Source organism: Kitasatospora sp. NPDC054939 (genome assembly GCF_053610105.1).
The window spans coordinates 1-23893 of the sequence record NZ_JBSGXP010000035.1; the positions used below are offsets into that span (position 1 = coordinate 1).

Sequence of the window (23893 nt, forward strand, 5' to 3'; positions counted from 1 at the left end):
GCGGGGGGGGGGGCGGGGGCCCGCCCCGGCCCCACCACCGGTATCACTTGCCGGTTAACGGCCGCCGGTGCGGCCGGTCTTCGTGGCGGTCTTCCCCCCGGAGACCTTGGCCCCGGTGGTCTTGCCGGTGGCCTTGCCAGTGCTCTTGGTCGGGGCCGTGAGCGTCACGCCCTTGCCCGCGACCGGCTCACCGCTGCCCGGCACCAGGGTGGCGGCGTCGGTGCGCTCGGTGTCGCCCGGGCCGGCCGGAACGGCGTCCGCGGTGCCCTGGGGCACGATAGCGGTCGGAGCCGGGGCGGCGGGCGCCTGGGCCGCGGCCGGCGCGGCGGCCGGGTCGGCCGGGGTGCCGGCGGCGGTCAGCTTCAGCACGACGCTGCTCTGCAGCGAGCCGGGCTTGACCCAGCCGGTGAGCGAACCGGCGTAGGCGCTGCCGAAGGCGGTCGAGCCGATGGCCAGCTTCTGGGTGGTGCCGTTCGGCATGGTGGCCTGGGTCTGCAGACCGGCCGGGGCGTTGACCGTGACGGTGTCGCCGATCCGGTACGCGGTGACCTGGCCGGCGTCGACGGCCGTCTTCCAGGCGGCACGGCGCTGGAACTCCAGGCCGATGTCCTTCTGCGACAGGTTCACGATCGGGGCGCTGTCGGCGTGCAGCGACCGGTAGGTGGAGAGGATGCGCTCCAGCACCGGGTAGACGATCCGGTCCTCCGCCAGGTTCGACTGGTGGATGAAGTGCGGACGCGGGTCGTTGCTCAGCACGTGGCCGAGGTCGATCCGGGCCTCCAGCGGCACGATGTACGACTGGTAGCCGGTGTTGACGTCCAGCGGGGTGGCCAGGCAGGTGGAGTTGGCGCTCTCGCAGGCGCCGCTGCCGCCGTTGGCCTTGCTGGTGTAGATCCAGTTGTACTCGTCCGTCTGCTCCTGCACCGTGCCGGCGTTGTAGAAGACGTTCATCGGGTACCGCGGGACGGTCAGCGCCGCGCCGACGGCCCGCTGGGCGGGCTCGCGGGAGGCGTCGCTGGCCAGCCACTTCACGCCGTTGGTCGCCAGCGAGGGCGCCAGGTACGGGTTGTCGCTGGTCTCCTGCGGAGCGGTCAGCAGACCCGAGTGCTCACCGGTGACGAGCTCGGTCTTGTCGATGACCAGACCGCGGGCCGCCGCCCAGTCGATGTTGTTCTTGACCTGGGCGGTGATGGTGGCCTGGTCGATCCAGACGGTGTTGCCGCTGCCGTCGACGGTGCACTTCCACGGCACCACCGAGACGTCCTGCAGGCAGCCCATGTACGGGTGCGTGTAGGTGTGGTTGATCCACCGGTAGCTGGTCTGGTCGGCGACCATCTGGTCCACCACCGGGTCGGCGGTGACCTCGTGGTCGGCCTTCCAGTCCTCGCTGCCGCCGCCGTTGAACACCATGTCCATGGTGAAGTTGTTGGCGATCTGCCACTGCTTGGCGTAGTTCGCGTCGGCGACCGTCATCCGGATCGGGTTGGCCGTCTCCGGGGTGCCCGGCGGGCAGGTGACGTCGCCCGGGGTGCACTTGAGGGTGGTGTCCCACCGGTCGTCGGCCAGGAACACGTCGTCGATGTGGGCGGCGAAGTAGTTCTTGTCGTAGCCGAGGTGGATGCCCTGGGTCAGCCAGTCCACGATGCCGCGCGCCAGCAGGCGGTACTGCTGCTGGTACTGGTTGTAGACGAAGGTGACGACCAGTTCCTTGCGGCCGCCGTGGCTGTACTCGCCGACCAGCGAGCCCTTGGTCGAGGTGCCGGGTATGACGGCCTCGACCAGCGGAGTGAAGCTGGCGCCGGCCGGAGGGGAGGCCAGCGGGGTGGCCAGGTAGCCGTAGCTCTCGTCGACGTTCGGGTCGTTGTCCTCGAACGGGACGCTGCCCTTGAGGTAGCCGAACGGGCCGGCCAGCCCGGCGGCGGAGACCTGGCCCTGGGTGCCGTCGAGCTTGCCCATGTAGCCGGGGTCCTGGGCGTAGTTCAGGCCCACGTCCGGACGGGCGTAGGTGTAGGCGTCGACCTGCCGGACGCCGAACGCCGCCTCGTACGCGGCGATCGCGGTCATCTCGGCGGAACCGGCGCCGAAGGGGTTGTCGTTGGGCATGACGATGCCCTGGTACTTGCCCCGCGGACGGCCGTCGACCGTGTCGCTGAGGAACGCGGCGTTGATGACCGGGCGTCCCGCGTCGTTGATCTTCACGATCTTGTGCGGGGCGCCCTGGCTCTTCAGCTCCGCGACGATCGCCGAGACGGCCGGGCCGCCGTCGTCGATCACGAGGACGGTGAGGTCGATCCGGGGGGTGGTGGCGGCGTACGCGGCCACGGACGACTGCAGGCCGCTCGCCAGCAGTACGGCTGCCGCGCAGGCGGCAACTCTTCGGGTCGCTCGACCCATGTGTGATTCCTCCCCTGGGCGGGGCGCTCCGCTGCTCGCGCGCCACCAGCCCTGTTTGCTGTTCGAAGGCAGCAGGCTGCCCGGCGCCCATCCTGGTGGAGACTCCCGGTCTCCTGGGACCGAATGGGCGGGAGTGCAGCAAATCTGTTACCAATGTTCATGGCTCGGCCATGAGGGGGCTGATTGTGGCCGGAAACGCACCCGTGGCGCAAATAAGGAATTGAAAGCCGAAATCCCGCAGCCGGGGCGTCACTACTGGTCACCGGAGGCGCCGCCGGCCCGGTCAGGGAGCGGCCTACACTGACGGCGTTGCGCATGACACTCTGGCACATCCGCCCGTTCTTCTGGGCAGGTTCATGCAATATCGCGCAGGGTTGTGCCACGTCACAGTCCGAATATCCAATGGGAGGCCACCACGTGACCGAGCAGCAGACCGAGACCGCCGAACTCCGGACCGCCTCGGAGGCCGCGCTCACCGCCCTCGGCGGCAGCGGTGCGGCCCGAACCCTGGGGCTGCGCGGTGCGGTGAACGCCCGCGACCTCGGCGGCTACCGGACGGCCGGCGGCCGGGTGCTGCGGCACGGCGTGGCGCTGCGCAGCGACGCCCTCAACCGGCTCTCCGGCGAGGACCTCGCTCTCCTCACCGGTCTCGGCCTGCGCCGGATCGTCGACCTGCGCAGCCTGGACGAGGTCCGCGAGGCCGGTCCGGACCGCATCCCCGGCCTCCCGGTCGCCGAGATCGCCGCCGCCGAGCTGTCCGCCACCGCGATCACCGTCGACCGGACCGCGCCGGACGGCATCGACCTGCACCACCTGCCGGTCTTCGCCGCCGACTTCGACATCTACGTGGCCCTGCGCGACGCCCTGGCCGACCGCAGCCCCGCGAAGCAGCGCGCCCTCCTCGGCGGCGGGAAGGCCGCCGGGATGATGGTCGGCCTCTACCGCTGGTTCGTGACCGACCCGGTCGCCCGCGAGCGCTTCGCCACCGTCGTCCGGCTGCTCGCCGCCCCCGACGGTGCGCCGCTGATCTTCCACTGCTCGGCCGGCAAGGACCGCACCGGCTGGACCGCGGCGATCGTGCTCACCGCCCTCGGCGTCGACCGGGACACGGTCTTCGCCGACTACCTGCTCACCAACGAGCGCTCCGCCGTGCTCGTCGAGAGCATCATGGACAGCTTCGGCACCCGCGGCCTGATGCAGGAGCCCGAGCTGCTGCTGCCGGTCTTCCGGGCCGAGCGCCACTACCTGGAGGCGGCCTTCGAGGAGGTCGCGGCTGGCTGGGCCTCCTTCGAGGAGTTCTGGCGGGACGGCCTCGGCCTCGACGACGAGGTGCTGGCCGGGCTGCACGCCAACCTGCTGGACTGATCCGCAGGGCCGCACTAGCCCTCGCTGATCAGGCCCTCGCGCAGCTGCGTGAGGGTCCTGGTCAGCAGCCGGGAGACGTGCATCTGGGAGATCCCGATCTCCTCGCCGATCTGCGACTGGGTGAGGTTGCCGAAGAACCGCAGCATGATGATCCGGCGCTCGCGCGGCGGCAGCTTGGCCAGCAGCGGCTTCAGCGACTCGCGGTACTCCACGCCCTCCAGCGCGAGGTCCTCGTAGCCGAGCCGCTCGGCCAGCGGACCGTCGCCGTCCTCCTCGCCCGGGTTGGAGTCCAGCGAGCTGGCCGTGTACGCGTTGCCGACCGCGAGGCCCTCGACGACGTCCTCCTCGCTGACCCCGAGGCAGACGGCCAGCTCGGCGACGGTGGGGGAGCGGTCGAGCTTCTGGGCCAGCTCGTCGCCGGCCTTGGTGAGCGCCAGCCGCAGCTCCTGCAGCCGCCGCGGCACCCGCACCGACCAGCTGGTGTCGCGGAAGAACCGCTTGATCTCGCCGACCACCGTGGGCATCGCGAAGGTGGGGAACTCCACCCCGCGCTCCGGGTCGAAGCGGTCGATCGCCTTGATCAGCCCGATGGTGCCGACCTGGACGATGTCCTCCATCGGCTCGTTGCGGCTGCGGAAGCGCGCCGAGGCGTACCGCACCAGCGGCAGGTTGAGCTCGATCAGGGTGTCGCGGACGTAGGTGTGCTCGTCGCTGCCCGGCTCCAGGGCGGCCAGCCGCAGGAAGAGCGAGCGGGAGAGCGTCCGGGTGTCCAGTGCGGCCCCCTGGCCGCCCGCGGGGGCCTGCCCGGCCGCGGCGGGGGCGTCCGCGCGCTGGGCGGGGACCGCACCGCCGGGGACCGCGCCCTCCCCGGGCGCCGGGGCCCCGGTCACCGCCGGCTCGACCGCCACCGGGTCGATCACCGCCGTGTCGACCCCGGCCGGGTCGACCGCCACCGTCCGGACCGCCGCCGTGTCGACGGCGGCCGTGCTGTGGATCGCCGCAGTGCCCGCCTCGCCGGACATGCACCCACCCCCTCGTGACTGACTGTTGAACGGGCGCTGTCGCACGGCGGTTCCCGTGCGGCGCCCTCCCCCTCCATACCGGAACACAGTCCCCTGCAAACCCGAAGGTTGCAAGACGTCACGCGGTGGTAACGCGTAGCAATCCTGTCCGGGCGGGGGGAATTGCGGCAGTAGCGGGGGGTTTGTGAGGTTCAGTCTTCCCAGGAATTGCCGGTCCGAAGCCTCGTCAGGATCCGTGAGAGCAGCCGGGAGACGTGCATCTGCGACATCCCGAGCTCGGTGCTGATCTGCGACTGGGTCAGATTGGCGAAGAAGCGCAGCATGACGATCCGGCGCTCCCGCTCCGGCAGCTGCACCAGCAGGTGGCGCACCATGTCGCGGTGTTCGACCTCGGCCAGCGCGGAGTCCTCGTAGCCGAGCCGGTCGAGCAGGGCCAGACCGCCCTCGTGCTCCTGCGCGGCCTCCAGCGAGGCGGCGTTGTAGGCCCGGCCGGCGTCCAGGCAGGCGCGGACGTCCTCCTCGGGGATCCGCAGGCTGGCGGCGATCTCGGGCACTTTGGGCGCCCGCCCGTGGGTCACCGTCAGCTCCTCCATGGCCCCGCTGACCTGCACCCAGAGCTCCTGCAGCCGGCGCGGCACGTGCATGGTGCGGACGTTGTCGCGGAAGTAGCGCTTGATCTCGCCGAGGATGGTCGGCAGCGCGTACGTCGGGAACTGGACGCCCCGGCCGGGGTCGAAGCGGTCGATCGCGTTGATCAGCCCGATGGTGCCGACCTGGACGACGTCCTCCATGGGCTCGCTGCGGCTGCGGAAGCGGGTCGCCGCGTAGCGCACCAGCGGGATGTTGACCTCGATCAGCGCCGCCCGGATCCGCTCCCGCTCGGGGGCGTCCGCGGGCAGCTCGGCGAGCCGCTCGAAGAGCACCCGGGTGAGCGTCCGGACGTCCACGGCCGGGCGGCCCCCGGGGCCGCGCAGGCGGTCCGGCCGGAGCTCCCCGGCGGGGCTGATCACGGCCGCCAGCACCTCGTCCCCGGAGGGGCCGGGGGCGGCGGCTCCGGGTCCGGCCGGGGCGCCGAGCGCCGCGGCCCCGGGCTCCGGGGGCTCGATGCCGGCGTCCGGTGTGCCGGTGTCCGGTGCGCTGCCTGGTGTCCGCACGGACACGTCACCCCTCCCAATGTCGACAACGGTGGGACCTGCGGGATCGGGTGTCGCGTCTCGTCCCACCACCTCGCCATGATCCGGCAAAACCGGTCATAGCATCACAAGGCGGGCGTCATTCGGGCAAGCACCGCGCGGTGGTGTGTTGGTGCGGTGGCGAAGCTGTGCACAGCACTGGTTCCGGTACGCACGACGGCGCCCCGCCCGGGTCTCGGGCGGGGCACCGTAGGGCCGTACGGGGGTCTCCCGGGGGGTGGCGCCGGGGGTCAGACCTCGATGTCGGCGATCACCCAGGTGGCGAACTCGCGCCACTGGGCCGCCGCGGCCTGGTGGGCCGGATGGGCGATGTAGGACTGCAGCGCTTCACGGTCCTCGACCAGGCTGTTGATCGCGTAGTCGTAGGCGATGTCGCGGTCGGTGGTGTTCCAGCCGCACTCCCACTCGCGCAGCTCGGGGACGACCGGACCGAGCGCGGCGAAGGCCTCGGCGCCGGCGACCGCGCGCTCGTCGTCCTTGCCGACGCCTTCGTTGAGCTTGAACAGGACCAGGTGCCGGATCACGATGCCGCTCCTCGCGGACGGGGTTGAGGGTCCCGCCCACCGTAGCCGGTCCCCGACAGGCGGCCCCACCGGCCCCGGGCCCACCGGACCGACCGGCCCCGGACCTCCGGTCGGCGCTACTTCACCAGCCCGGTCATGAAGGTGCCGACCGCCTTGGCCGCGTTCGAGATGCCCTGGAAGCCCAGTTGGACGAGCTCGGCGGCCCGCTCGGGAGTGGCGATGATCGTGTAGAGCACGAAGACGAGCAGGATGACCATGCCGATCTTCTTCGCCTGCGCCATCCGGTGACCTTCCTCCCTGCTGTGGGGCGCCGCCGCTCGGTCCCCGAGCGCCCCTTTGCACGGGCAGCTTATCCACCGGACAGCCCATCAAGTGTGCGACGCGTTCACCCGGCGGGACGAAGGTCCCGCCGACAGGGGCCTTTCTCCGGGTGCCGGGAGCGGGGGCGGGGAGCAGGATGGTTGATGTGTCGGGGATCTGGCAGGAATCCCCGGCGCACGGATCCGGAGCTCCCCGCTGTGGGACCGGGTGTCGCGACTTCCCCCCGACGCGGCCCCGGTTGTGGGACTCCGCCGGGGGAGCGGCCGCCCCCCTGGCCGCTCCCCCTCCAGGCTCCGTATTCGAAGGCGTTGGTGGTCATCGGCCCCGGGTACGGGGCCTTTCGCCGTTCTGCGGGCGCACCGTTCGCGTCCGTCCCGCGGCGCTCTTCCGCGGTAATCCGTCCGCCCGCCCGTGCAAACGCCCCCGGGGAACGCCGAAGGGCCCGTCCGGATCGGACGGGCCCTCTGACTTCTGGCGGTAGCGGTGGGATTCGAACCCACGGTGGAGTTGCCCCCACACACGCTTTCGAGGCGTGCTCCTTTGGCCGCTCGGACACGCTACCGAGGGAGACTCTACCGGACGGGTGGGGCGGTCACGAAATCCGTATCGGGGGAGGGCCCGCGGTGACCGTCGAAGAACGCGCGGAGCTGCGCCGCGCACGCGTCCTCCAGGACGCCCATGATCACTTCGGGGCGGTGGTTGAGCCGGCGGTCGCGCATGACGTCGAAGAGCGAGCCGGCGGCCCCGGCCTTCTCGTCCAGTGCGCCGTAGACCACCCGGTCGATCCGGGAGAGCACGATGGCGCCGGCGCACATGGTGCAGGGCTCCAGGGTGACGACGAGGGTGCAGCCGCTGAGCCGCCATTCGCCGGTTCTGGCGGCGGCCTCGCGGATGGCGACCACCTCGGCGTGCGCGGTCGGGTCGCCGACGGCCTCGCGCTCGTTGTGGCCGCGGCCGAGGACGGTGCCGTCGGGGCCGAGGACGAGCGCCCCGACCGGGACGTCACCGGTGGCCGGTGCCAGTGCTGCCTCGGCGATGGCGAGGCGCATGGGCTCGACCCAGCGGTCACGGACCGGATCGGGGCGCACGGGGGCGGGCAGGGGGATCGGCTGAAGGGGGGACTGCATGGCATCCAGTCTCCGGCATCCGGGGGACCGGCCGGTCGGCGCGGGTCTCCGGGGCCGTCGCCGTCCGCTACCGGACCGCCTCCAGGACCTCGCCGCAGCCCAGCGCCTCGGCGATCTCCTCCAGCGCGTCGCCGGGGACGGCGCCCTCGCCGCTGAGCGCGAGCAGCTCCTCGGCGGGCAGGCCGAACTCGGTGAGCAGGTGCGAGTCGCCGAGCGGTCCGACCGGGACCCGCCCGCCGGGCGCGTCCTCGTCCTCGTCCTGCTCCTCGGCCGCGGCCTCCTCGTCCTCCAAGCGGTCGACGAGGTCGTCGATGTCGCCGAACTCGCTCTCGCCGGCCTGGTCGACCAGCTCGTCGGTGAGGACGGAGCCGTAGGAGCTGCGGGCCGCGGCGGCGCCGTCGGAGACGAAGATCCGCGGATCCTCCTCGCCGTCCACCCGGACGACGGCGAACCAGGCGTCCTCCTGCTCGATGAAGACCAGGACGCTGTCCTCGTCCTGCGCGGCCCCGCGGGCCAGGTCGGCCAGGTCGGCCAGGGTTTCGACGTCGTCGAGCTCCGTCTCGCTCACATCCCACCCGTCCTCGGTGCGAGCAAGCACTGCAGCGAAGTACGCCACCAGGGACACTCCCCAAGATCTCGGTCTCGGCTGTCGGCGCTCTCGGGCAACGCGGAACTGGCCGCCCCCGCGCCAGAGGCGGTCCGCTGTTCGGACCGTCCCATCGGAATCGTGACAGAAAGCCCGGCCTGGCGGGGGGTGTTCGGCAGCGCGTCTTTGCAGGTCGTGTCGGAAGGGCCGGCCGCGATCGGGTGAACGGAGCCACCCGTGGCCGCGACGCGCCGGGCGGCGGCCCCGCGAACCGCCGGTAACCGCTCGCGGGGCCGTCGGGGGCCCGTCAGATCCGGAAGGTTCGCATCCGCATCGCCTCGCGCATCCGTCGTTCCTTGGTCCGCCGGGGCTGCACCCGCTCCCGCAGCTCGCGCGCCTCGGCGAGCTCGCGCAGGAAGACGGCCCGCCGCTTGCGGCGTTCCGCCTCGGTCTCGGGCGGGGCCTGGGGCTCCTCCGTCGAGCCGCCCCCGGACACGCCCCCGGACATCGGCTTGCTCGTCATAGCGTCTGACATTCCCCGATCCGCCCGGTTGATACCACGGAAATGCCCCCGGACCGGACATTCGCGGTGTGTCACGGCGTGTCACCCCGTGTCACCGCTGGTCGTGGCGGGGCCCGCGCCGGGCTAACCTCGATGCATGCGGATCCACGTCGTCGACCACCCCCTGGTCGCCCACAAGCTCTCCACCCTGCGCGACGAGCGCACCGACTCGCCGACCTTCCGTCGCCTCACCGACGAGCTGGTCACCCTCCTCGCGTACGAGGCCACCCGGGACGTCCGCACCGAAGACGTGGAGATCACCACGCCCGTGGCGGTCACCACCGGCACCCGCCTGAGCTACCCCCGCCCGCTGGTGGTGCCGATCCTGCGGGCCGGCCTCGGCATGCTGGACGGCATGACCCGGCTGCTGCCGACCGCCGAGGTGGGCTTCCTCGGCATGGTGCGCAACGAGGAGACCCTGGAGGCCTCCACGTACGCCACCCGGATGCCGGACGACCTGTCCGGCCGCCAGGTCTACGTGCTCGACCCGATGCTGGCCACCGGCGGCACGCTGGTCGCGGCGATCCGGATGCTGATCGACCGGGGCGCCACCGACGTCACCGCCGTCGTGCTGCTGGCCGCGCCGGAGGGCGTCGCCGTGATGGAGCGCGAGCTGGCCGGGCTGCCGGTCACCGTCGTGACCGCTGCCGTCGACGAGCGGCTCAACGAGAACGGCTACATCGTCCCCGGCCTCGGCGACGCCGGTGACCGCCTCTACGGCACGGCCGGCTGAGCCCCCGTCCCACCCGAACGGACCAGAGCCCCCCGGCGCGCTGCCGGGGGGCTCTGCCGTGTGCGGCCGGGGCCGGCCTCAGCAGCTGCCGGTGGCGCTCGGGGCCGGTGAGGGCTTGGTGGCCAGGGCGAGTGCGGCGGCGGCCTGGGTCTCGTCGAGCAGCGTGTTGTAGCTGTCGCCGATGACGAAGTCCACCGAGGCGTCGGTCCGGGCGTCCGGGGTGGTGGTGGCGCCCGCGATCTGCGAGCCGACCAGCGTCAGCGCGCCGACCGCGGCCGGGCCGCCGATCACCTGGGCGGTGCCGGGCACCTTCTTGTCCAGCTCGGCGGGCGCGTTGCCGACCTTGCCGATGGTGAAGCCGCGCTTCTTCAGCTCCTCGGCGGTCCGCGCGGCGAGGCCCGACTTGGCGGTGGCGTTGTAGACGTTCACCGTCACGGCCGAGGGCTGGGGGACGGCCTTCGGGTCGACCGGGGCGCCGGGCGCACCCGGGGTGGGCTCGGGCGTCGGCGCGGCGAGCGGCTTGCCGGAGGGGGAGGCGCAGGCCTGCGCGGTGGCGTCCTTGCCGGCGCCGGTGAAGATCGACCACAGCTGCACCCCGCCGAGGCCGATCAGGGCCAGGGCGAGCATGATGCCGATCGCCGCGAAGACCTTGCGGCTCTTCTTCGGGGGCCGGCCGAGCCTGGGATAGGCGTTGCCGGTGATGCGGTACTGCTTCCCCTTCAGACCTTGGGGAGTCAACATGCTCACGGTTTGTCTCCCCCTCGTGCCGGGGCGGGGATCGGATGACGGAGGGCGGCCGGGGCGGGCTGGGCGCCACGGTTCGCGGCCGTAGTCAGCAGATTAGTGCGCTACGGCGGTGAAGGTACTAAATGATCATCATCCGGAGTACGCCGGTACCCGAACGGGGGATCGGAGCCGCTGCCGGAGTGCCGGGACGATCCCGTCCCGGCACGCTTGAACCGCCCTCCGGCGCTGGTCGGAGGGCGGGCGCTGCGAAGTGCGGGAGCGGCCCGTCACTCCATTTCGAGGACGCGGGCGTGCAGCACCTGACGCTGCTGCAGCGCCGCCCGGACGGCCCGGTGCAGGCCGTCCTCCAGGTAGAGGTCGCCGTGCCACTTCACGACGTGGGCGAAGAGGTCACCGTAGAAGGTGGAGTCCTCGGCCAGGAGGGTTTCCAGGTCGAGCTGGCCCTTGGTGGTCACCAGCTGGTCCAGCCGCACCGGGCGCGGGGCGACGTCCGCCCACTGGCGGGTGCTGGTCCGGCCGTGATCCGGGTAGGGCCGCCCATTGCCGATGCGCTTGAAGATCACACGGAAAGCCTACCGTTTGGGCGGTGGATGGCGCAGCAGCCGCGACGCCGCCACGCGCGGCGGTGTGAGCTGCGGGTGGACGATTGCCACGGTTTCATGGGAAATGTCGTGAACGTCGCCCGCCCCTTTCGGGTGGGTTCCGGTCCGGTCCGGGCCCATTCGGTCCTGTTCGGTCCGGTCCGGCCGGGTCGGACCGTCCGGGGCCCGTGCCCGGGAGGCCCCGCCGGGGAGCCCGGGAGGTCCCGCCGGAAACCCCGCCAGGAAGAGGGAGCCGCCATGTCCGCAGCCGAGACCCCGCCCGCCGCCGCCCTCCCGCCGGCGGTGCGGGAGATCGCCGACGGCTACGCCTTCACCGGGCCGGCCCTCGACCTCGGCGCGGTGCTGCTCGACGGCACCGCCCACCCGGACGCCCCGGTGCGCATCCCGCTCGGCGTGCTCAACCGGCACGGCCTGGTCGCCGGGGCCACCGGCACCGGCAAGACCAAGACGCTCCAGCTGATCGCCGAACAGCTCTCCGCGCAGGGCGTCCCGGTCTTCCTGGCCGACATCAAGGGCGACGTCTCGGGCGTCTGCGCGCCCGGCGTGCCCGGTGGGCGGACCGCGGCCCGGGCCGCCGAGGTCGGGCAGCGGTGGGAGGCCCGCGGCTGCCCGACCGAGTTCTGGTCGCTCGGCGGCCTGGGCGAGGGCATCCCGATCCGGGCCACCGTCACCAGCTTCGGCCCGCTGCTGCTCGCCAAGGTGCTCGACCTGAACGAGACCCAGGAGTCCTCGCTCGGCCTGGTCTTCCACTACGCCGACCGCCGGGGCCTGGAGCTGTACGACCTCAAGGACCTCACCGCCGTCATCTCCTTCCTCACCTCCCCCGAGGGCAAGGAGGAGCTGCGGACCGTCGGCGGCCTCTCCTCCGCCACCGCCGGGGTCATCCTGCGGGGGCTGACCGTGCTGGAGAACGAGGGCGCGGGCAGCTTCTTCGGCGAGCCGGAGTTCGACACCGCCGACCTGCTCCGGACCGCCGCGGACGGGCGCGGGGTGGTCTCGGTGCTGGAGCTGCCCGCCGTGCAGGACCGGCCGCGGCTGTTCTCGACCTTCCTGATGTGGCTGCTCGCCGACCTCTACCAGGAGCTGCCGGAGGTCGGCGACCTCGACCGGCCCAAGCTGGTGTTCTTCTTCGACGAGGCCCACCTGCTGTTCAAGGGCGCGTCCAAGTCCTTCCTGGAGTCGATCACCCAGACCGTCCGGCTGATCCGCTCCAAGGGCGTCGGGATCTTCTTCGTCACCCAGACCCCGCGGGACGTCCCGGCCGACGTCCTCGCGCAGCTGGGCAACCGGGTGCAGCACGCGCTGCGGGCCTTCACCCCGGACGACGCCAAGGCGTTGAAGGCCACCGTCTCGACCTTCCCCCGGTCCTCGTACGACCTGGGCGAGGTGCTGACCTCGCTGGGCACGGGCGAGGCCGTGGTCACGGTGCTCTCCGAACGCGGTGCGCCGACCCCGGTGGCGGCCACCCGGCTGCGGGCACCGCAGTCCCTGATGGGGCCGATCGAACCGGCCGCACTGCGCGCCGCGGTGGACGCCTCGCCGCTGACGGCCCGCTACCGGGACGCGGTCGACCGGGAGTCGGCGTACGAGAAGCTGGCGGCCCGGGCCGCCCGTCCTGCGGCGGCCCCGGTGCCGGGGCCCGCGGAGCCGTCCGGCGGCGGGCCCGCCGGGGAGTCTGCCGGGGAGTCCGCGGGTGAGGCCGACCGCGGGGAGGCTCGGGCGGGGCACGGGAGGAGCGGAAGGAGGGCGGGCTGCTCGGGTCGCTGCTGGGCAGCCCGGCGTTCAAGTCCTTCGCCCGCTCGGCCGGGACCCAGCTGGGCCGGGAGATCTCCCGCAGCATCTTCGGCACCTCGCGCCGGCGGCGCTGAGCGGCCCCCCGAGTCCGCCCGGGCGGCGGGCGCGGGGTGTCAGCCGCGCAGGGCGGCGCCGATGCGGTCCAGCGAGGAGAGCCGCATCAGCCCGTAGTTGTAGAACTCGACCTCCGGGACGCCCAGGCCGCGCAGCACCTCGATCTTGGCAGCGAGATTGGCCGGGCCGTCGCAGTCCGAGGCCATCGGGCGCAGGATCACCGCCATGTCCCGGGGCCGCACCCCGTGCAGGGCGAAGGCCGCGATCTTCTCGCGGACGGCCTCCGGGGTCGCCGCGTAGCCGAGCGTCTCCACCTGGTGGACGGCCTGCGCCAGCCGGGGCAGGTCGATGCCGGCGAGCCAGCCGGTGCCCGGGCCGCCGCCGTCCATGAAGCTCAGACGCATGCCGTGCCGCCCGGCCGCCTCGGCGACCTCCGCGGCCAGCGAGGTGACGGTCGCGGCCGAGGCGTCGACGTACGCGGCCAGGGCGCCGCCCGCGAGCTCGTCCAGCGCGCCCGGTTCGGCGGCCGCCGCGTCGTCGGCGAGCCGGCGGCGCAGCTCGTGCCGGACGGCGGAGCGCACCTCGTCGGCCGGGACGCCCGCGCGGACGGCGGCGGCGCGGCAGTGGTCGCAGAAGCAGAGGCCGAGCAGCGCCTCGGCGACCGGGCCCAGCTCCTCGAAGTAGCGCTCGTGGTGGTAGCCGTGGCGCAGGCCGTGGAAGTGCAGCGACTCGGCGCGGATCGCGTCCACGCCGTACCGGGCCAGCTCCTCGACCAGGGTCACGGCGTAGGCGCGGACCTCCGGGTGGGCCGGGCACAGTTCGGTGAGGTGGCGGTCGCCGAAGGCGTTGGCGGGGGCGCAGTCCGGGTGCTGGAAGCCGAGCCGGTCGTTGTGGCAGAACACCGTCCAGGCGTGCAGCTTCAGTCCGCGCCGGTCGGCCTCCGCGGCGGCCTCGGCGAAGGGGTCGCGGTCGCCGATCGCGGCGGCCGGGACGGGGGCAAGCCGGCGCCCGGCCCAGCGCGCCGGGTCCGGGCGGAAGTAGGCGGCGCCGGGTTCCAGGTAGCGGATCACCCGGCGCGGGTTGTGCGGGAAGACGTCGCGGGCCTCGTGGTAGACCGAGGCGAGGGTGACCCCGCCGACCCCGGCCCGGTCGGTCAGGTTACCGAAGAAGGTGTCGGCCCCCTCGTCGAGCAGATCGGTGGCGAAGGCGAGGACGGACGACTCCACGGTGCGGCTCCGGAGCAGGGGGCAGGGCCTCTCACGCTAGCCGCCGGGCCGGCAATGGTCTATACCTGGCTGCCCGCCCGGCGGGTCGCGGGCCCCTCAGATGCCCAGGTCGTCGAGCTCCTTGAGCAGCGCCGACCGCGAGCCCGGGGTGTCGGCGGCGGGCCGGTCGGCGGCCCGGGTGCGGGCGGTCCCCGGCGCGGATCCGCCGGCCGCGGCGGGCCGGGCGGCACGGTTGCGGAAGAACCAGGCGGCCGCCAGTCCGCCGATCAGCCCGCCGAGGTGCCCCAGCCAGCTGACGCCCTGGGCGCTCGGCAGCACGCCGACCAGCAGGGCCGAGTAGAGGACGCCGATCGCGATGCCGATCACCGCGTCCAGCAGGTTGCGGTCGAGGAAGCCGCGCAGCACCACGTAGCCGAAGTAGCCGTAGACCAGGCCGCTGGCGCCGGCCGTCACCGCCTCGGGGCGCTCGAACAGCCAGACCGTCAGGCCGCCCACCACGGTGATCATCAGGGTCGTCCAGAGGAACTTCCGCATGCCCCGGTACGCGGACAGGAAGCCGAACGCGAACAGCGGCCAGGAGTTGGCCTCGATGTGGTCCCAACCGAAGTGCAGGAAGGGCATGGTGAACATGTCCGGCAGCTCGTCGACGCGGCGCGCGGCGAGTCCGTAGTCGTACGAGAGTCCGTAGTCGTCCGCCCAGTTCACCAGCTGTACCGTCCAGATGACGGTCAGGAGGCCCAGCATGGCGAACAGCGCGCGGCGGGAGTCGGCGAGCAGCCGGGTGAATTTCGAGGCCATGCCGCCGACTCTAGAACGGCCTCCGTGACCGGCGCACCCCCTCGGGCCAGTCCGACGGCTCCGGCCGGGCGCGCGGTGCGAATCGTCGGAGCCCCCCTAGAGTGAGGCGCGTTCCGAGGTTCCGACCGTCCGCCGAGAGGTGAGCCCCATGACCGCCCGACCGCCGCTGCCGTACGCCTTCCTCCCGGAGGTCCCGTCCTTCGCGCTGACCAGCGAGGACATCACCGAAGGCGGCACGCTGGCCGCGGAGTTCGTCCACGCCGGCGGCAACCGCTCGCCGCAGCTGGCCTGGTCCGGGCTGCCCGGGGGCACCCGCAGCCTCGCCGTCACCTGCTTCGACCCGGACGCCCCGACCGGCTCCGGCTGGTGGCACTGGCTCGCCCTCGGCCTGCCCGCCGACACCGACGGCCTGGCGCGCGGCGCGGGGGATTCCGACGACACCCTTCCCGGCGCGGCCTCCTTCCACGCCCGCAACGACTTCCCCGGCCACAAGTACGACGGCGCCGCGCCGCCGCCCGGCGCGCCGCACCGGTACGCGTTCGCCGTCCACGCGCTGGACGTCGACCGCCTGGACGTCACCGCCGACACCCCGGCCGCCCAGATCGGCTTCCACCTCACCTTCCACACGCTGGCCCGCGCGGTGCTCACCGCCGAGTACGGCGTCTGAGCCCCGGCGCCGCGGCGCCGCCCGGACCGGTCAGCTCCCGCCGGCCGCCCGGGCGGCGCGCTCGCCCAGGGCGCGCAGGTGGCCGAGCAGTGCCACCGGCTCCTGCACCTCGAACTCGCAGCCCAGCATCAGCAGGCGCACCGCCAGCCACTCCAGCGAGTCGGCCCGGGAGACCAGTCGGCAGGAGCCCTCGTCGATCGGCTCGACCTCGGAGTCGCCGTAACCGCCGAGCCGCCGCCGGGCCTCGTCGGCCGGCATGTGCAGGGTGGCCACCAGGGTCGTGGTCGGCGCCAGCCGGCGGAGCTTGTCGGAGACGAAGGCGGCGGCGTCCCCGGCGGGCAGTTCGCGCGGCGCCGAGCGGGCCCCGGTGGCGAACGGGTCGCTGATCCGGTCCACCCGGAACAGCCGCCAGTCCTCCCGGTGGAGGTCCCAGCCCACCAGGTACCAGCGGCGCCCGGCCGCCACCAGCCGGTTGGGCTCGACCTGGCGCCGGGTCTCGGCGCCGTTCCCCGCCCGGTAGTTGAAGCGCAGCCGCTCCTTGTTGGTGATCGCGTTGGCGAGCACGGTGAGGTCCTCCGGGTCGACGGTCGGAGTGCTCCCGTTGTCCCACAGCAGCGGCACCGTCGCCGTGTTGAGCGAGCCCACCCGGTGCCGCAGCCGGGACGGCAGCACCTGGAGCAGCTTGCCCAGCGCCCGCACCGACGCCTCCTCGATGCCCACCACCGGGTGCCCGGCCGCCGCGCGCAGGCCGACCGCGATGGCCACCGCCTCCTCGTCGTCCAGCAGCAGCGGGGGCATCGCCGCCCCCGCGACCAGCCGGTAGCCGCCGATCGCGCCCATCGTCGCCTCGACCGGGTAGCCCAGCCCCCGCAGCCGGTCGACGTCCCGGCGGATCGTCCGGGTGCTCACCTGCAGCCGGTCGGCCAGTTCGCTGCCGGGCCACTCGCGCGGCGTCTGCAGCAGGGACAGCAGGCTCAGGAGTCGTGCCGGGGTGTCTGTCATGCCGTCCAGGATGCCGGACAACTGGGACAGGATCTGGCCTACATGACCTCTACCGTCGGAGACGTGGAAACGACCGGGACGAAGACTGTGGACGAGACGGCTGTGGACGGGAAGCACGTGAAGGTGGAGCGGGTGGACGAGGGGGCGGCTGCGGCCGGGGCACCCGGGGGGAAGGACACGGCCGTGGCGCAGGAGAACGGAACGCGGATCGGCGCGCGGGACGGCGGGGCGGTCGAACGGACCGGGTCGGCGGCCGACGCCGACCGCCGGCGGTGGATCGCCCTGGCGATCGTGATGACGGCCTCCTTCATGGACCTGGTCGACGTCACCATCGTGAACATCGCCGTCCCCAGCATCCAGGCGGAGACCGGCGCCTCGTTCAGCGCCATCCAGTGGGTCACCGGCGGCTACGCCCTGGCCTTCGCCATCGGCCTGATCACCGGTGGACGGCTCGGCGACATCTACGGCCGCAAGCGGCTCTTCCTGCTCGGCATCGGCGGGTTCACCGTCGCGTCCGCGCTCTGCGGCTTCGCCACCGGCGCCGAGATGCTGGTCGCCACCCGCGTCCTGCAGGGCGCCACGGCCGCGCTGATGGTGCCGCAGGTGCTGTCGATCATCCACGCGAGCTTCCCGGCGGAGGAGCGCGGCAAGGTGTTCGGCATGTTCGGCGCGGTGGTCGGCCTCGGCGCCGTCTCCGGGCCGCTGATCGGCGCGCTGCTCACCGAGTGGGACCTCTTCGGCCTCGGCTGGCGGCCGATCTTCCTGATCAACCTGCCCGTCGGCATCGCCGGGCTGCTGCTCGGCCGCGCGTTCATCAGCGAGTCCAAGGCCGAGAAGGCGCTCAAGCTCGACCTGGTCGGGATGGCCCTCGCCAGCATCGGCCTGCTGATGCTGCTGTACCCGCTCACCCACGGCCGCGAGGCCGGCTGGCCGCTCTGGGGCCACCTGTCGATGATCGGCAGCCTGCCCGTGTTCGCGCTGTTCGTGCACTACGAGCGGATCAAGACGCGGCGCGACGGCTCGCCGCTGGTCGAGCTGGCGCTGTTCCGGGTGAAGAGCTTCGCGGCGGGCATCGGCGTCCAGCTGACCTTCGGCGTCGTCACCGGGATCTTCTTCCTGGTCTGGACCCTCTACATGCAGCTCGGCCTCGGCTGGAGCCCGCTGAAGGCCGGCACCACCGGCATCCCGTTCTCGATCGCCGTCTCCACGGCGGCCGGCCTCTCCGTGCAGCAGCTGGTGCCGCGCTTCGGCCGCAAGGTGCTGCAGGCCGGTGCGCTGGTGATGGCCGCGGGCGTCCTCGTCTACATCTGGGAGGCCGACCGGTACGGCACCGCCATCGCGCCCTGGCAGATGGCGCTCCCGCTGGTGGTGATGGGCCTCGGCATGGGCCTGATCGTCGCGCCGATCACCGACGCGGTGCTGGCCGAGGTGCCGCGCGAGCACGCCGGCTCGGCCTCCGGGCTGATCAACACCGTCAACCAGCTGGGCCTGGCGCTCGGCCTGGGCCTCGTCTCCATCGCGTTCTTCGGGATCCTGGACGACACCGCCCCCGGGACGGCGCCGGGCATCGCGTACGGGGACGCCTTCGTGAACGCCCTGTGGTGGGTCGTCGGGGTGCTGGCCGTGGTGTTCCTGCTGATGTTCGCACTGCCGCGGCGCCGGAGCGCGGGGGCGGACGGCTCCGGGACGGCCGAGGTCTTCGCGGTCTCCGACGGCTCCGGCGGCTCCGGCGTCGAGGGTGACGGGTCCGAGGGCGGTCCGGCCGGGTCGTCGTCGGCGAAGGAGCCGGTGCTCGTCTGAGCCCTCCGTGGTGCCGGGGGCCCCGACCGCTCTGTGCGGTCGGGGCCCTCTCGCTTGCGCGCCGGGCCTGCTTGCGGGCCGGGCTTGCGGGCCGCCGGGTTCGGGGTGGGGCGCGGGCATCGGGGCGGGGCGGGGCGGCAAGGTCGGTGCGGTGCGGGTGGGCGGTGGCGGTCTTATCGGGCCAGACTGGAAGGGCCATGCACCGTACGCCCGTGGAGTCCTCCGTGCTCAGGTCGGTCGGCCACGACCCGGCCCGGCTGATCCTGGAGCTGGAGTTCACCGGCGGCCACGTCTACCGCTACGCCCGGGTGCCGGCGGCCGTGCACCGCGCGCTGCTGGCGGCGCCCAGCCACGGCCGGTACTTCAACGCCGCGATCCGCGACCGGTACGCCTACCGCCGGGTGCTCTGAGTCCCGGACCTCCGTCCGGGGCCGCTACTTCCTGGCCTGCGCGGCCGTCTCCTTCGCCGCCCGCTTCGCCTCCTGCTTGAAGGCGCGCACCTTCTCCAGGGACTCCGGGCCGGTGATGTCCGCCACCGAGCGGTACGAGCCCTCGTCGCCGTACGAGCCGGCCGCCGCCCGCCAGCCGTCCGGCTGCACGCCGTACTGCTTGCCGAGCAGGGCGAGGAAGATCTGCGACTTCTGCTTGCCGAAGCCCGGCAGCGCGGTGAGCCGGTTGAGCAGCTCCCGTCCGGTGCTCGCGTCGCGCCAGACCGCCTCGGCGTCCCCGTCGTACTGCGCCACCAGGTACTGGCACAGCTGCTGGATCCGCTTGGCCATCGCCGCCGGGTAGCGGTGCACGGCGGGCTTCTGCGAGAGCAGCGCGACGAACGCCTCCGGGTCGTGCACGGCGATCTCGTGCGCGTCGAGGTCGTCCCGGCCGAGGCGCTGCGCCACCGTCAGCGGGCCGGCGAACGCCCACTCCATCGGTACCTGCTGGTCCAGCAGCATCCCCACCAGGGCCGCCAACGCGCTCCGTCCGAGCAGCGCGTCCGCTTCGGGCTCCTGTGCGAGCCGCACACTGACGTCCATGGGCCGGGCCTCCTCCGGTCGGCGATCCGCGCCCAGTCTGGTGGACGGGCCCGGCCGATGCGCGGTCAACACGCGGTACGGCCGTTCGGCTCAGATCACCCGTGCGCTGCCGCCCGGGGCCGCGCCGGGGCCCGCGCCCGGGTCGACGGCGTCCGGTGGGGCGGCGTCCGGTGGGGCGGTGGGTGCGGGGATGAGGGACGCAGGTACCACGGGTGCCGGGCCGAAGGGCGCAGGTGCGGCAGGTGCCGGGCCGGGGTTGCCGCCCGCACGGTGCGCGGCCCGGCCGCGGACGGGGACGAGCTGTCCGGTGGCGGCGAGGGCGAGCCGGGAGAAGAGCGTGCCCGAGAAGCCGAAGAGCAGCGCGATCGCCAGCGAGATCGGCTGCTCGGGCGCGTTCCACGAGTTGTGCAGGAACACCTGGCCGAGCAGGTTGAGTTCGGGGTCGGCGAGCATCCGCACCAGCAGCAGGCCGCCGGGCGCGGCCAGCGCGCCGCCCACCGGCGCCAGCACCAGCACGCCCCACGAGGACGGCCGCTGCGACCCGCGCATCACCCCGATCAGTGGCGACAGGAAGCCGCCCAGGCCGCCCACCAGCATCGACAGCCGGTGGTCGAGCACCATCCCCATCAGCAGCACCGCACCGATCCCGGTCAGCGCCAGCCAGAGGGCGATCCGCTGCAGCTCGTACTCGCGCTCGAAGGCGCTGTCCTCGCGCTCGTGGAACTGCTCGGTGGTGGCGATCAGCAGGGCCCGTTCGGCGGCCGGATCGCCGGTGGAGGTGTGCAGTTCGCCGGCCAGCAGGTCGTTGGTCGGGTCGTCGTCGGTGGTGATCCGCAACCGGAGCGCGTGGCAGCGCAGGGTGATCTCCTCCGGTCCCTCCAGGCGCAGCAGTTGGCGCTCCACCCCGTGCAGCACCCGCCAGGCGGCGGCCAGTTTGGAGAGCGGGATGGCGATCACCCAGCGGCCCGGGAGGAGCCGCCAGACGACCTGGCCGCTCACTTCGAGGTTGTCGAGCCGTTCGGAGGCCGCCCGCAGCGCGGCCGCCCGGACGAGGTCGGCGGGGGCCGCCGGCGGGGCGGGAGGCTCGCCCGTCGCGGGCGCGGCGGGGGCCGGTGCGTCCGTGGCGGGAGGGGCGAGGCCGGCGGAGAGGACCGTGATGCGCGCCCGGCAGTCGTGGATGCGCGCCTGCAGCAGTCGGTAGCGGGGTGCGGCGATCAGGCCGCGGCTGGTCATGTAGACGACGAACAGGTAGCAGGCGCAGACCGCCTCCAGCGCCCAACGCCCGTCCCGTACGAGGTGGTCGTGCACTCGCGGGCCCCCTTGGTCTTCCTCTGGCTCTGACTCCGGCTCTTCCTCTGGTTCTTCCTCGGTCCTCCGTGTCCGCATCGCCCTGCCATCCTCCTCCGGGCGGGCCGATCCGGATACGGGGCCGAACGGGTGATCCGGGGCGCAAGAGGCGTGCGGTGCGGGGCAATTCGCACAGGTGATCAGGTGGGGGCCATGAATTGGTTCATCGGTTCGAATCAGTCCCCCGATCTTGTTCGCCTGCTGCGTTTCGCAGGTGGGGGCGCCGGGTGTCGGGTAATGCTGAGCCGACCGGGTGGTCCGTCCCGCAGGTCCGCCGCTGATGACACGTCAAGAAAGGCTCGCCCGAAGTGACTCAGCCGTTCGAACTGCCCGCCTTCTACATGCCGCATCCGGCGCGGCTGAATCCGCACCTGGAGCACGCGCGCGACCATTCGACCGACTGGGCGCGGCAGATGGGAATGCTGGAGGGGTCGGGCGTCTGGGAGCAGGCGGACCTCGACGCGCACGACTACGGACTGCTCTGCGCGTACACGCACCCCGACTGCTCGGCCGAGGCGCTGGCGCTGGTCACCGACTGGTACGTGTGGGTGTTCTTCTTCGACGACCACTTCCTTGAGGTCTACAAGCGGACCAACGACCGGGAGGGCGGCAAGGCGTACCTGGACCGGCTGCCGCTGTTCATGCCGGCCGACCCGGACGCGCCGATGCCCGAGCCCACCAACCCGGTCGAGCAGGGGCTGGCGGACCTCTGGCGGCGGACCGTGCCGACGATGGGCGAGGGCTGGCGGGTCCGGTTCGCCGAGTCCACCCGGAATCTGCTGAACGAGTCGCTGTGGGAACTCTCCAACATCAACGCCGGGCGCATCGCCAACCCCGTCGAGTACGTCGAGATGCGCCGCAAGGTGGGCGGCGCGCCCTGGTCGGCGGGCCTGATCGAGTACGCGGCGAGCGCCGAGGTGCCCGCGCAGGTCGCAGGGTCGCGCCCGCTGCGGGTGCTGATGGACGCCTTCGCGGACGGGGTGCACCTGCGCAACGACCTGTTCTCGTACCAGCGGGAGGTGGAGGACGAGGGCGAGCTGAGCAACGGCGTGCTGGTCCTGGAGACCTTCCTCGGCTGCTCGACGCAGGAGGCCGCGGAGGCCGTCAACGACCTGCTCACCTCGCGCCTGCACCAGTTCGAGAACACCGTGTTCGCCGAGCTGCCGCCGCTGTTCGCCGAAGCCGGGCTCGGCCCGGAGGACTGTGCGCGGGTGATGGCGTACGTCAAGGGACTGCAGGACTGGCAGGCCGGCGGCCAGGAGTGGCACATGCGCTCCAGCCGGTACATGAACGGCGGTGGGGCGAAGGAGAGTTCGTCCCACTGGTGGGATCCGTTCGCGATCGGCGGGGTGGGGACGTCCGCCCTGGACATCCTCGGCTCCGGGGTGCTGCGGGAGAGCGGGCTGGGGGACCTGGCGCGCGGCGGCGGGGTGCCCGGGGGTAGGGCGTCCGGCGGCGGGGTGCGCGAGGGGGGCGTGGAGGTGGGCGGCGACCCGGGTGTGCGCCGGGCCCGGTCGTACAGCCACGTCCCGTTCCGGCCGGTCGGACCCTCGCAACTGCCCGCGTTCGAGCTCCCGTTCACCGTGGAGCCGAGCCCGCACCTGGACGCCTCCCGGGAGCACGCCGCCGACTGGGCGCGCGCGATGGGCATGCTGGAGGCCCAGCCCGGGATCGCCGGCTCGGGCGTCTGGACGGCCGAGAAGCTCGCCGACTACGACTTCGCGCTCTGCTCGGCCGGCATCCACCCGGACGCCACCGCCGAGCAACTCGACCTCACCACCGACTGGTTGACCTGGGGCACCTACGCGGACGACTACTTCCCCGCGGTGTTCGGACGCGGTCGGGACCTCGCCGGGGCCAAGCTGGCCAACGACCGGCTGTCGGAGTTCATGCCGCTGGACGGCAGCACCCCGCCCGCCCCGGCCAACGCGCTGGAGCGCGGGCTGGCCGACCTGTGGACCCGGACGGCCGGCCCGATGGTGCCCGGGGCGCGGCGACGGTTCCGCTCGGCCGTGGAGAACATGACGCTCAGCTGGTTGTGGGAGCTCAACAACCAGGCGCAGCACCGCATTCCGGACCCGGTCGACTACATCGAGATGCGCCGCAGCACCTTCGGCTCCGACCTGACCATGAGCCTCGCCCGGCTCGCGGACGGCGGCCAGGTGCCCGAGGAGATCTACGAGAGCGGGTCGATGCGCTCGCTGGAGAACGCCGCCGCCGACTACGCCTGCATGATGAACGACCTGTACTCGTACCAGAAGGAGGTCGAGTACGAGGGTGAGGTGCACAACCTGGTGCTCGTGGTGCAGAACTTCTTCAACTGCGACTACCCGGCCGCCGTCCGCATCGTCGACGACCTGATGCACTCCCGGCTGGCCCAGTTCCAGCACGTCGCCGCCGAGGAACTACCGGTCCTGTACGGAGACTTCGGCCTCGAACCGGACGCGCGCAAGGCGCTCGACGGGTACGTGGGCGAGCTGGAGGACTGGCTCGCGGGCATCCTCGTCTGGCACCGGGACTGCCGCCGCTACGGCGCGGAGGACCTGCGGCGGCACTTCGGCGTGGACGCGGTGGACGCCGTGGATGCGGTGGCGGCCGGGGTCGGTGCGGCGGGAGAGGTGGCCGAGGTCGCGGTGCCGGGGGTGCCGGGGGTTCCGGGGGTGCCGGCGGCTCCGGGGTCGGCCGGTGGGGCGGCGGTGGAGGAGGTGCCGGTGTTCGCGGGTGCGGGTGCGGGTGCGGGCGTGGGTGCGGTGGTGGGTGCGGTGGCGACCGGTCCGACCGGGCTGGGGACGTCGGCGGCCCGGCCCGTTCGGGCGGCGGCCCCCGAGGCGCCGCGCCCGGACGAGCTGCACCGGCCGGCCGCGCTCGGCGCGGTGCCGGTGGTCGGCGGGTTCGGCACGGCGGGCGCCCGGCCGCCGGTACCCGCGCCGAACGCGGACCTCTCCTCGCCGGTGGGGTGACCGCCCGGGGCCGCGCACGGGTGCGTGCGGGTCCCCGG

The 23893-nt window shown here is 73.1% G+C and carries 22 protein-coding genes and 1 tRNA gene; 7 read left to right on the forward strand and 16 right to left on the reverse strand.

What is annotated here, in order from left to right:
- Positions 1 to 54: 54 nt before the first annotated feature.
- Entirely contained in the window at positions 55 to 2394 is a 2340-nt protein-coding gene (locus ACWGB8_RS13010; protein ID WP_452213055.1) for a hypothetical protein, read from the reverse strand.
- Between the two features lie 417 nt (positions 2395 to 2811).
- On the opposite strand from ACWGB8_RS13010, the gene ACWGB8_RS13015 reads away from it, so the two are divergent.
- Positions 2812 to 3759: a tyrosine-protein phosphatase gene (locus ACWGB8_RS13015; protein ID WP_452213057.1), complete on the forward strand. Its 948-nt coding sequence runs from the start codon at positions 2812 to 2814 to the stop codon at positions 3757 to 3759.
- A gap of 14 nt (positions 3760 to 3773) precedes the next feature.
- On the opposite strand, the gene ACWGB8_RS13020 is transcribed toward ACWGB8_RS13015, so the two are convergent.
- The 8 genes from ACWGB8_RS13020 to ACWGB8_RS13055 form a co-directional block, all read right to left on the reverse strand.
- On the reverse strand, positions 3774 to 4781 hold the full coding sequence (locus tag ACWGB8_RS13020) for an RNA polymerase sigma factor SigF (RefSeq protein WP_452213059.1): 1008 nt from the start codon (positions 4779 to 4781) through the stop codon (positions 3774 to 3776).
- 191 nt (positions 4782 to 4972) lie between these two features.
- Positions 4973 to 5941, reverse strand: coding sequence for an RNA polymerase sigma factor SigF (locus ACWGB8_RS13025; protein WP_452213061.1), 969 nt, complete (start codon positions 5939 to 5941; stop codon positions 4973 to 4975).
- Positions 5942 to 6204: 263 nt separating this feature from the next.
- The gene (locus tag ACWGB8_RS13030) at positions 6205 to 6498 is read right to left on the reverse strand and encodes a Dabb family protein (protein WP_452213063.1); all 294 of its coding nucleotides are present in this window, start codon (positions 6496 to 6498) and stop codon (positions 6205 to 6207) included.
- Between the two features lie 116 nt (positions 6499 to 6614).
- Positions 6615 to 6779: a hypothetical protein gene (locus ACWGB8_RS13035; RefSeq protein WP_452213065.1), complete on the reverse strand. Its 165-nt coding sequence runs from the start codon at positions 6777 to 6779 to the stop codon at positions 6615 to 6617.
- A gap of 512 nt (positions 6780 to 7291) precedes the next feature.
- Positions 7292 to 7381 (reverse strand) — tRNA-Ser (locus ACWGB8_RS13040).
- Positions 7382 to 7391: 10 nt separating this feature from the next.
- Positions 7392 to 7946: a tRNA adenosine(34) deaminase TadA gene (gene tadA, locus ACWGB8_RS13045; protein WP_452213066.1), complete on the reverse strand. Its 555-nt coding sequence runs from the start codon at positions 7944 to 7946 to the stop codon at positions 7392 to 7394.
- A 67-nt stretch (positions 7947 to 8013) separates the two neighbouring features.
- Positions 8014 to 8514 (reverse strand): tRNA adenosine deaminase-associated protein, encoded by a 501-nt coding sequence (locus ACWGB8_RS13050; RefSeq protein WP_452213068.1) that lies wholly within the window; start codon positions 8512 to 8514, stop codon positions 8014 to 8016.
- Positions 8515 to 8839: 325 nt separating this feature from the next.
- Positions 8840 to 9040 carry a hypothetical protein gene (locus ACWGB8_RS13055; RefSeq protein ID WP_452213144.1) on the reverse strand — a complete coding sequence of 67 codons (201 nt, stop codon included), beginning with the start codon at positions 9038 to 9040 and terminating at the stop codon, positions 8840 to 8842.
- A gap of 151 nt (positions 9041 to 9191) precedes the next feature.
- On the opposite strand from ACWGB8_RS13055, the gene upp reads away from it, so the two are divergent.
- A complete protein-coding gene (gene upp, locus ACWGB8_RS13060; protein WP_452213069.1) occupies positions 9192 to 9827 on the forward strand; it encodes a uracil phosphoribosyltransferase in 636 nt (211 codons plus the stop codon).
- Positions 9828 to 9905: 78 nt separating this feature from the next.
- On the opposite strand, the gene ACWGB8_RS13065 is transcribed toward upp, so the two are convergent.
- Both ACWGB8_RS13065 and ACWGB8_RS13070 read right to left on the reverse strand, forming a co-directional pair.
- On the reverse strand, positions 9906 to 10568 hold the full coding sequence (locus ACWGB8_RS13065; RefSeq protein WP_452213146.1) for a LytR C-terminal domain-containing protein: 663 nt from the start codon (positions 10566 to 10568) through the stop codon (positions 9906 to 9908).
- Positions 10569 to 10840: 272 nt separating this feature from the next.
- Entirely contained in the window at positions 10841 to 11137 is a 297-nt protein-coding gene (locus tag ACWGB8_RS13070; RefSeq protein ID WP_030061387.1) for a type II toxin-antitoxin system VapB family antitoxin, read from the reverse strand.
- A 276-nt stretch (positions 11138 to 11413) separates the two neighbouring features.
- Between ACWGB8_RS13070 and ACWGB8_RS13075 the strand changes: the two genes are divergently transcribed.
- Positions 11414 to 13141 (forward strand): helicase HerA-like domain-containing protein, encoded by a 1728-nt coding sequence (locus ACWGB8_RS13075; protein WP_452213071.1) that lies wholly within the window; start codon positions 11414 to 11416, stop codon positions 13139 to 13141.
- Here the strand turns inward: ACWGB8_RS13075 and ACWGB8_RS13080 are convergent.
- The gene (locus ACWGB8_RS13080; protein WP_452213073.1) at positions 13084 to 14250 is read right to left on the reverse strand and encodes a hypothetical protein; all 1167 of its coding nucleotides are present in this window, start codon (positions 14248 to 14250) and stop codon (positions 13084 to 13086) included. The genes ACWGB8_RS13075 and ACWGB8_RS13080 overlap by 58 nt on opposite strands.
- 96 nt (positions 14251 to 14346) lie before the next feature.
- Entirely contained in the window at positions 14347 to 15048 is a 702-nt protein-coding gene (locus ACWGB8_RS13085; RefSeq protein WP_452213075.1) for a rhomboid family intramembrane serine protease, read from the reverse strand.
- A 148-nt stretch (positions 15049 to 15196) separates the two neighbouring features.
- Here ACWGB8_RS13085 and ACWGB8_RS13090 point away from each other — a divergent pair, with 148 nt between their 5' ends.
- The gene (locus tag ACWGB8_RS13090) at positions 15197 to 15715 is read left to right on the forward strand and encodes a YbhB/YbcL family Raf kinase inhibitor-like protein (protein ID WP_452213077.1); all 519 of its coding nucleotides are present in this window, start codon (positions 15197 to 15199) and stop codon (positions 15713 to 15715) included.
- A gap of 30 nt (positions 15716 to 15745) precedes the next feature.
- Here ACWGB8_RS13090 and ACWGB8_RS13095 read toward each other — a convergent pair whose 3' ends face one another.
- Positions 15746 to 16717 carry a helix-turn-helix transcriptional regulator gene (locus ACWGB8_RS13095; protein WP_452213079.1) on the reverse strand — a complete coding sequence of 324 codons (972 nt, stop codon included), beginning with the start codon at positions 16715 to 16717 and terminating at the stop codon, positions 15746 to 15748.
- Between the two features lie 294 nt (positions 16718 to 17011).
- Between ACWGB8_RS13095 and ACWGB8_RS13100 the strand changes: the two genes are divergently transcribed.
- Both ACWGB8_RS13100 and ACWGB8_RS13105 read left to right on the forward strand, forming a co-directional pair.
- Positions 17012 to 18517, forward strand: a complete 1506-nt coding sequence (locus tag ACWGB8_RS13100) for an MFS transporter (protein ID WP_452213148.1) — start codon at positions 17012 to 17014, stop codon at positions 18515 to 18517.
- Positions 18518 to 18714: 197 nt separating this feature from the next.
- Positions 18715 to 18927, forward strand: coding sequence for a KTSC domain-containing protein (locus ACWGB8_RS13105; protein ID WP_452213081.1), 213 nt, complete (start codon positions 18715 to 18717; stop codon positions 18925 to 18927).
- A 24-nt stretch (positions 18928 to 18951) separates the two neighbouring features.
- Here ACWGB8_RS13105 and ACWGB8_RS13110 read toward each other — a convergent pair whose 3' ends face one another.
- Positions 18952 to 19548 (reverse strand): HhH-GPD-type base excision DNA repair protein, encoded by a 597-nt coding sequence (locus ACWGB8_RS13110; protein WP_452213083.1) that lies wholly within the window; start codon positions 19546 to 19548, stop codon positions 18952 to 18954.
- A gap of 90 nt (positions 19549 to 19638) precedes the next feature.
- Entirely contained in the window at positions 19639 to 20856 is a 1218-nt protein-coding gene (locus ACWGB8_RS13115; RefSeq protein WP_452213085.1) for a hypothetical protein, read from the reverse strand.
- Positions 20857 to 21203: 347 nt separating this feature from the next.
- On the opposite strand from ACWGB8_RS13115, the gene ACWGB8_RS13120 reads away from it, so the two are divergent.
- Complete coding sequence (locus ACWGB8_RS13120) at positions 21204 to 23855, forward strand: terpene synthase family protein (protein WP_452213087.1); 2652 nt, start codon at positions 21204 to 21206, stop codon at positions 23853 to 23855.
- The last annotated feature ends 38 nt before the right edge of the window (positions 23856 to 23893 follow it).

What these genes read in the sequence shown, in the direction of transcription:
- ACWGB8_RS13010 (WP_452213055.1), bottom strand. Translation starts at nt 2,394, where the DNA reads ATGGGTCGAGCGACCCGAAGAGTTGCCGCCTGCGCGGCAGCCGTACTG.
- ACWGB8_RS13020 (WP_452213059.1), bottom strand. Translation starts at nt 4,781, where the DNA reads ATGTCCGGCGAGGCGGGCACTGCGGCGATCCACAGCACGGCCGCCGTC.
- ACWGB8_RS13035 (WP_452213065.1), bottom strand. Translation starts at nt 6,779, where the DNA reads ATGGCGCAGGCGAAGAAGATCGGCATGGTCATCCTGCTCGTCTTCGTG.
- tadA (WP_452213066.1), bottom strand. Translation starts at nt 7,946, where the DNA reads ATGCAGTCCCCCCTTCAGCCGATCCCCCTGCCCGCCCCCGTGCGCCCC.
- ACWGB8_RS13055 (WP_452213144.1), bottom strand. Translation starts at nt 9,040, where the DNA reads ATGTCCGGGGGCGTGTCCGGGGGCGGCTCGACGGAGGAGCCCCAGGCC.
- upp (WP_452213069.1), top strand. Translation starts at nt 9,192, where the DNA reads ATGCGGATCCACGTCGTCGACCACCCCCTGGTCGCCCACAAGCTCTCC.
- ACWGB8_RS13065 (WP_452213146.1), bottom strand. Translation starts at nt 10,568, where the DNA reads ATGTTGACTCCCCAAGGTCTGAAGGGGAAGCAGTACCGCATCACCGGC.
- ACWGB8_RS13075 (WP_452213071.1), top strand. Translation starts at nt 11,414, where the DNA reads ATGTCCGCAGCCGAGACCCCGCCCGCCGCCGCCCTCCCGCCGGCGGTG.
- ACWGB8_RS13085 (WP_452213075.1), bottom strand. Translation starts at nt 15,048, where the DNA reads ATGGCCTCGAAATTCACCCGGCTGCTCGCCGACTCCCGCCGCGCGCTG.
- ACWGB8_RS13090 (WP_452213077.1), top strand. Translation starts at nt 15,197, where the DNA reads ATGACCGCCCGACCGCCGCTGCCGTACGCCTTCCTCCCGGAGGTCCCG.
- ACWGB8_RS13095 (WP_452213079.1), bottom strand. Translation starts at nt 16,717, where the DNA reads ATGACAGACACCCCGGCACGACTCCTGAGCCTGCTGTCCCTGCTGCAG.
- ACWGB8_RS13100 (WP_452213148.1), top strand. Translation starts at nt 17,012, where the DNA reads ATGACGGCCTCCTTCATGGACCTGGTCGACGTCACCATCGTGAACATC.
- ACWGB8_RS13105 (WP_452213081.1), top strand. Translation starts at nt 18,715, where the DNA reads ATGCACCGTACGCCCGTGGAGTCCTCCGTGCTCAGGTCGGTCGGCCAC.
- ACWGB8_RS13110 (WP_452213083.1), bottom strand. Translation starts at nt 19,548, where the DNA reads ATGGACGTCAGTGTGCGGCTCGCACAGGAGCCCGAAGCGGACGCGCTG.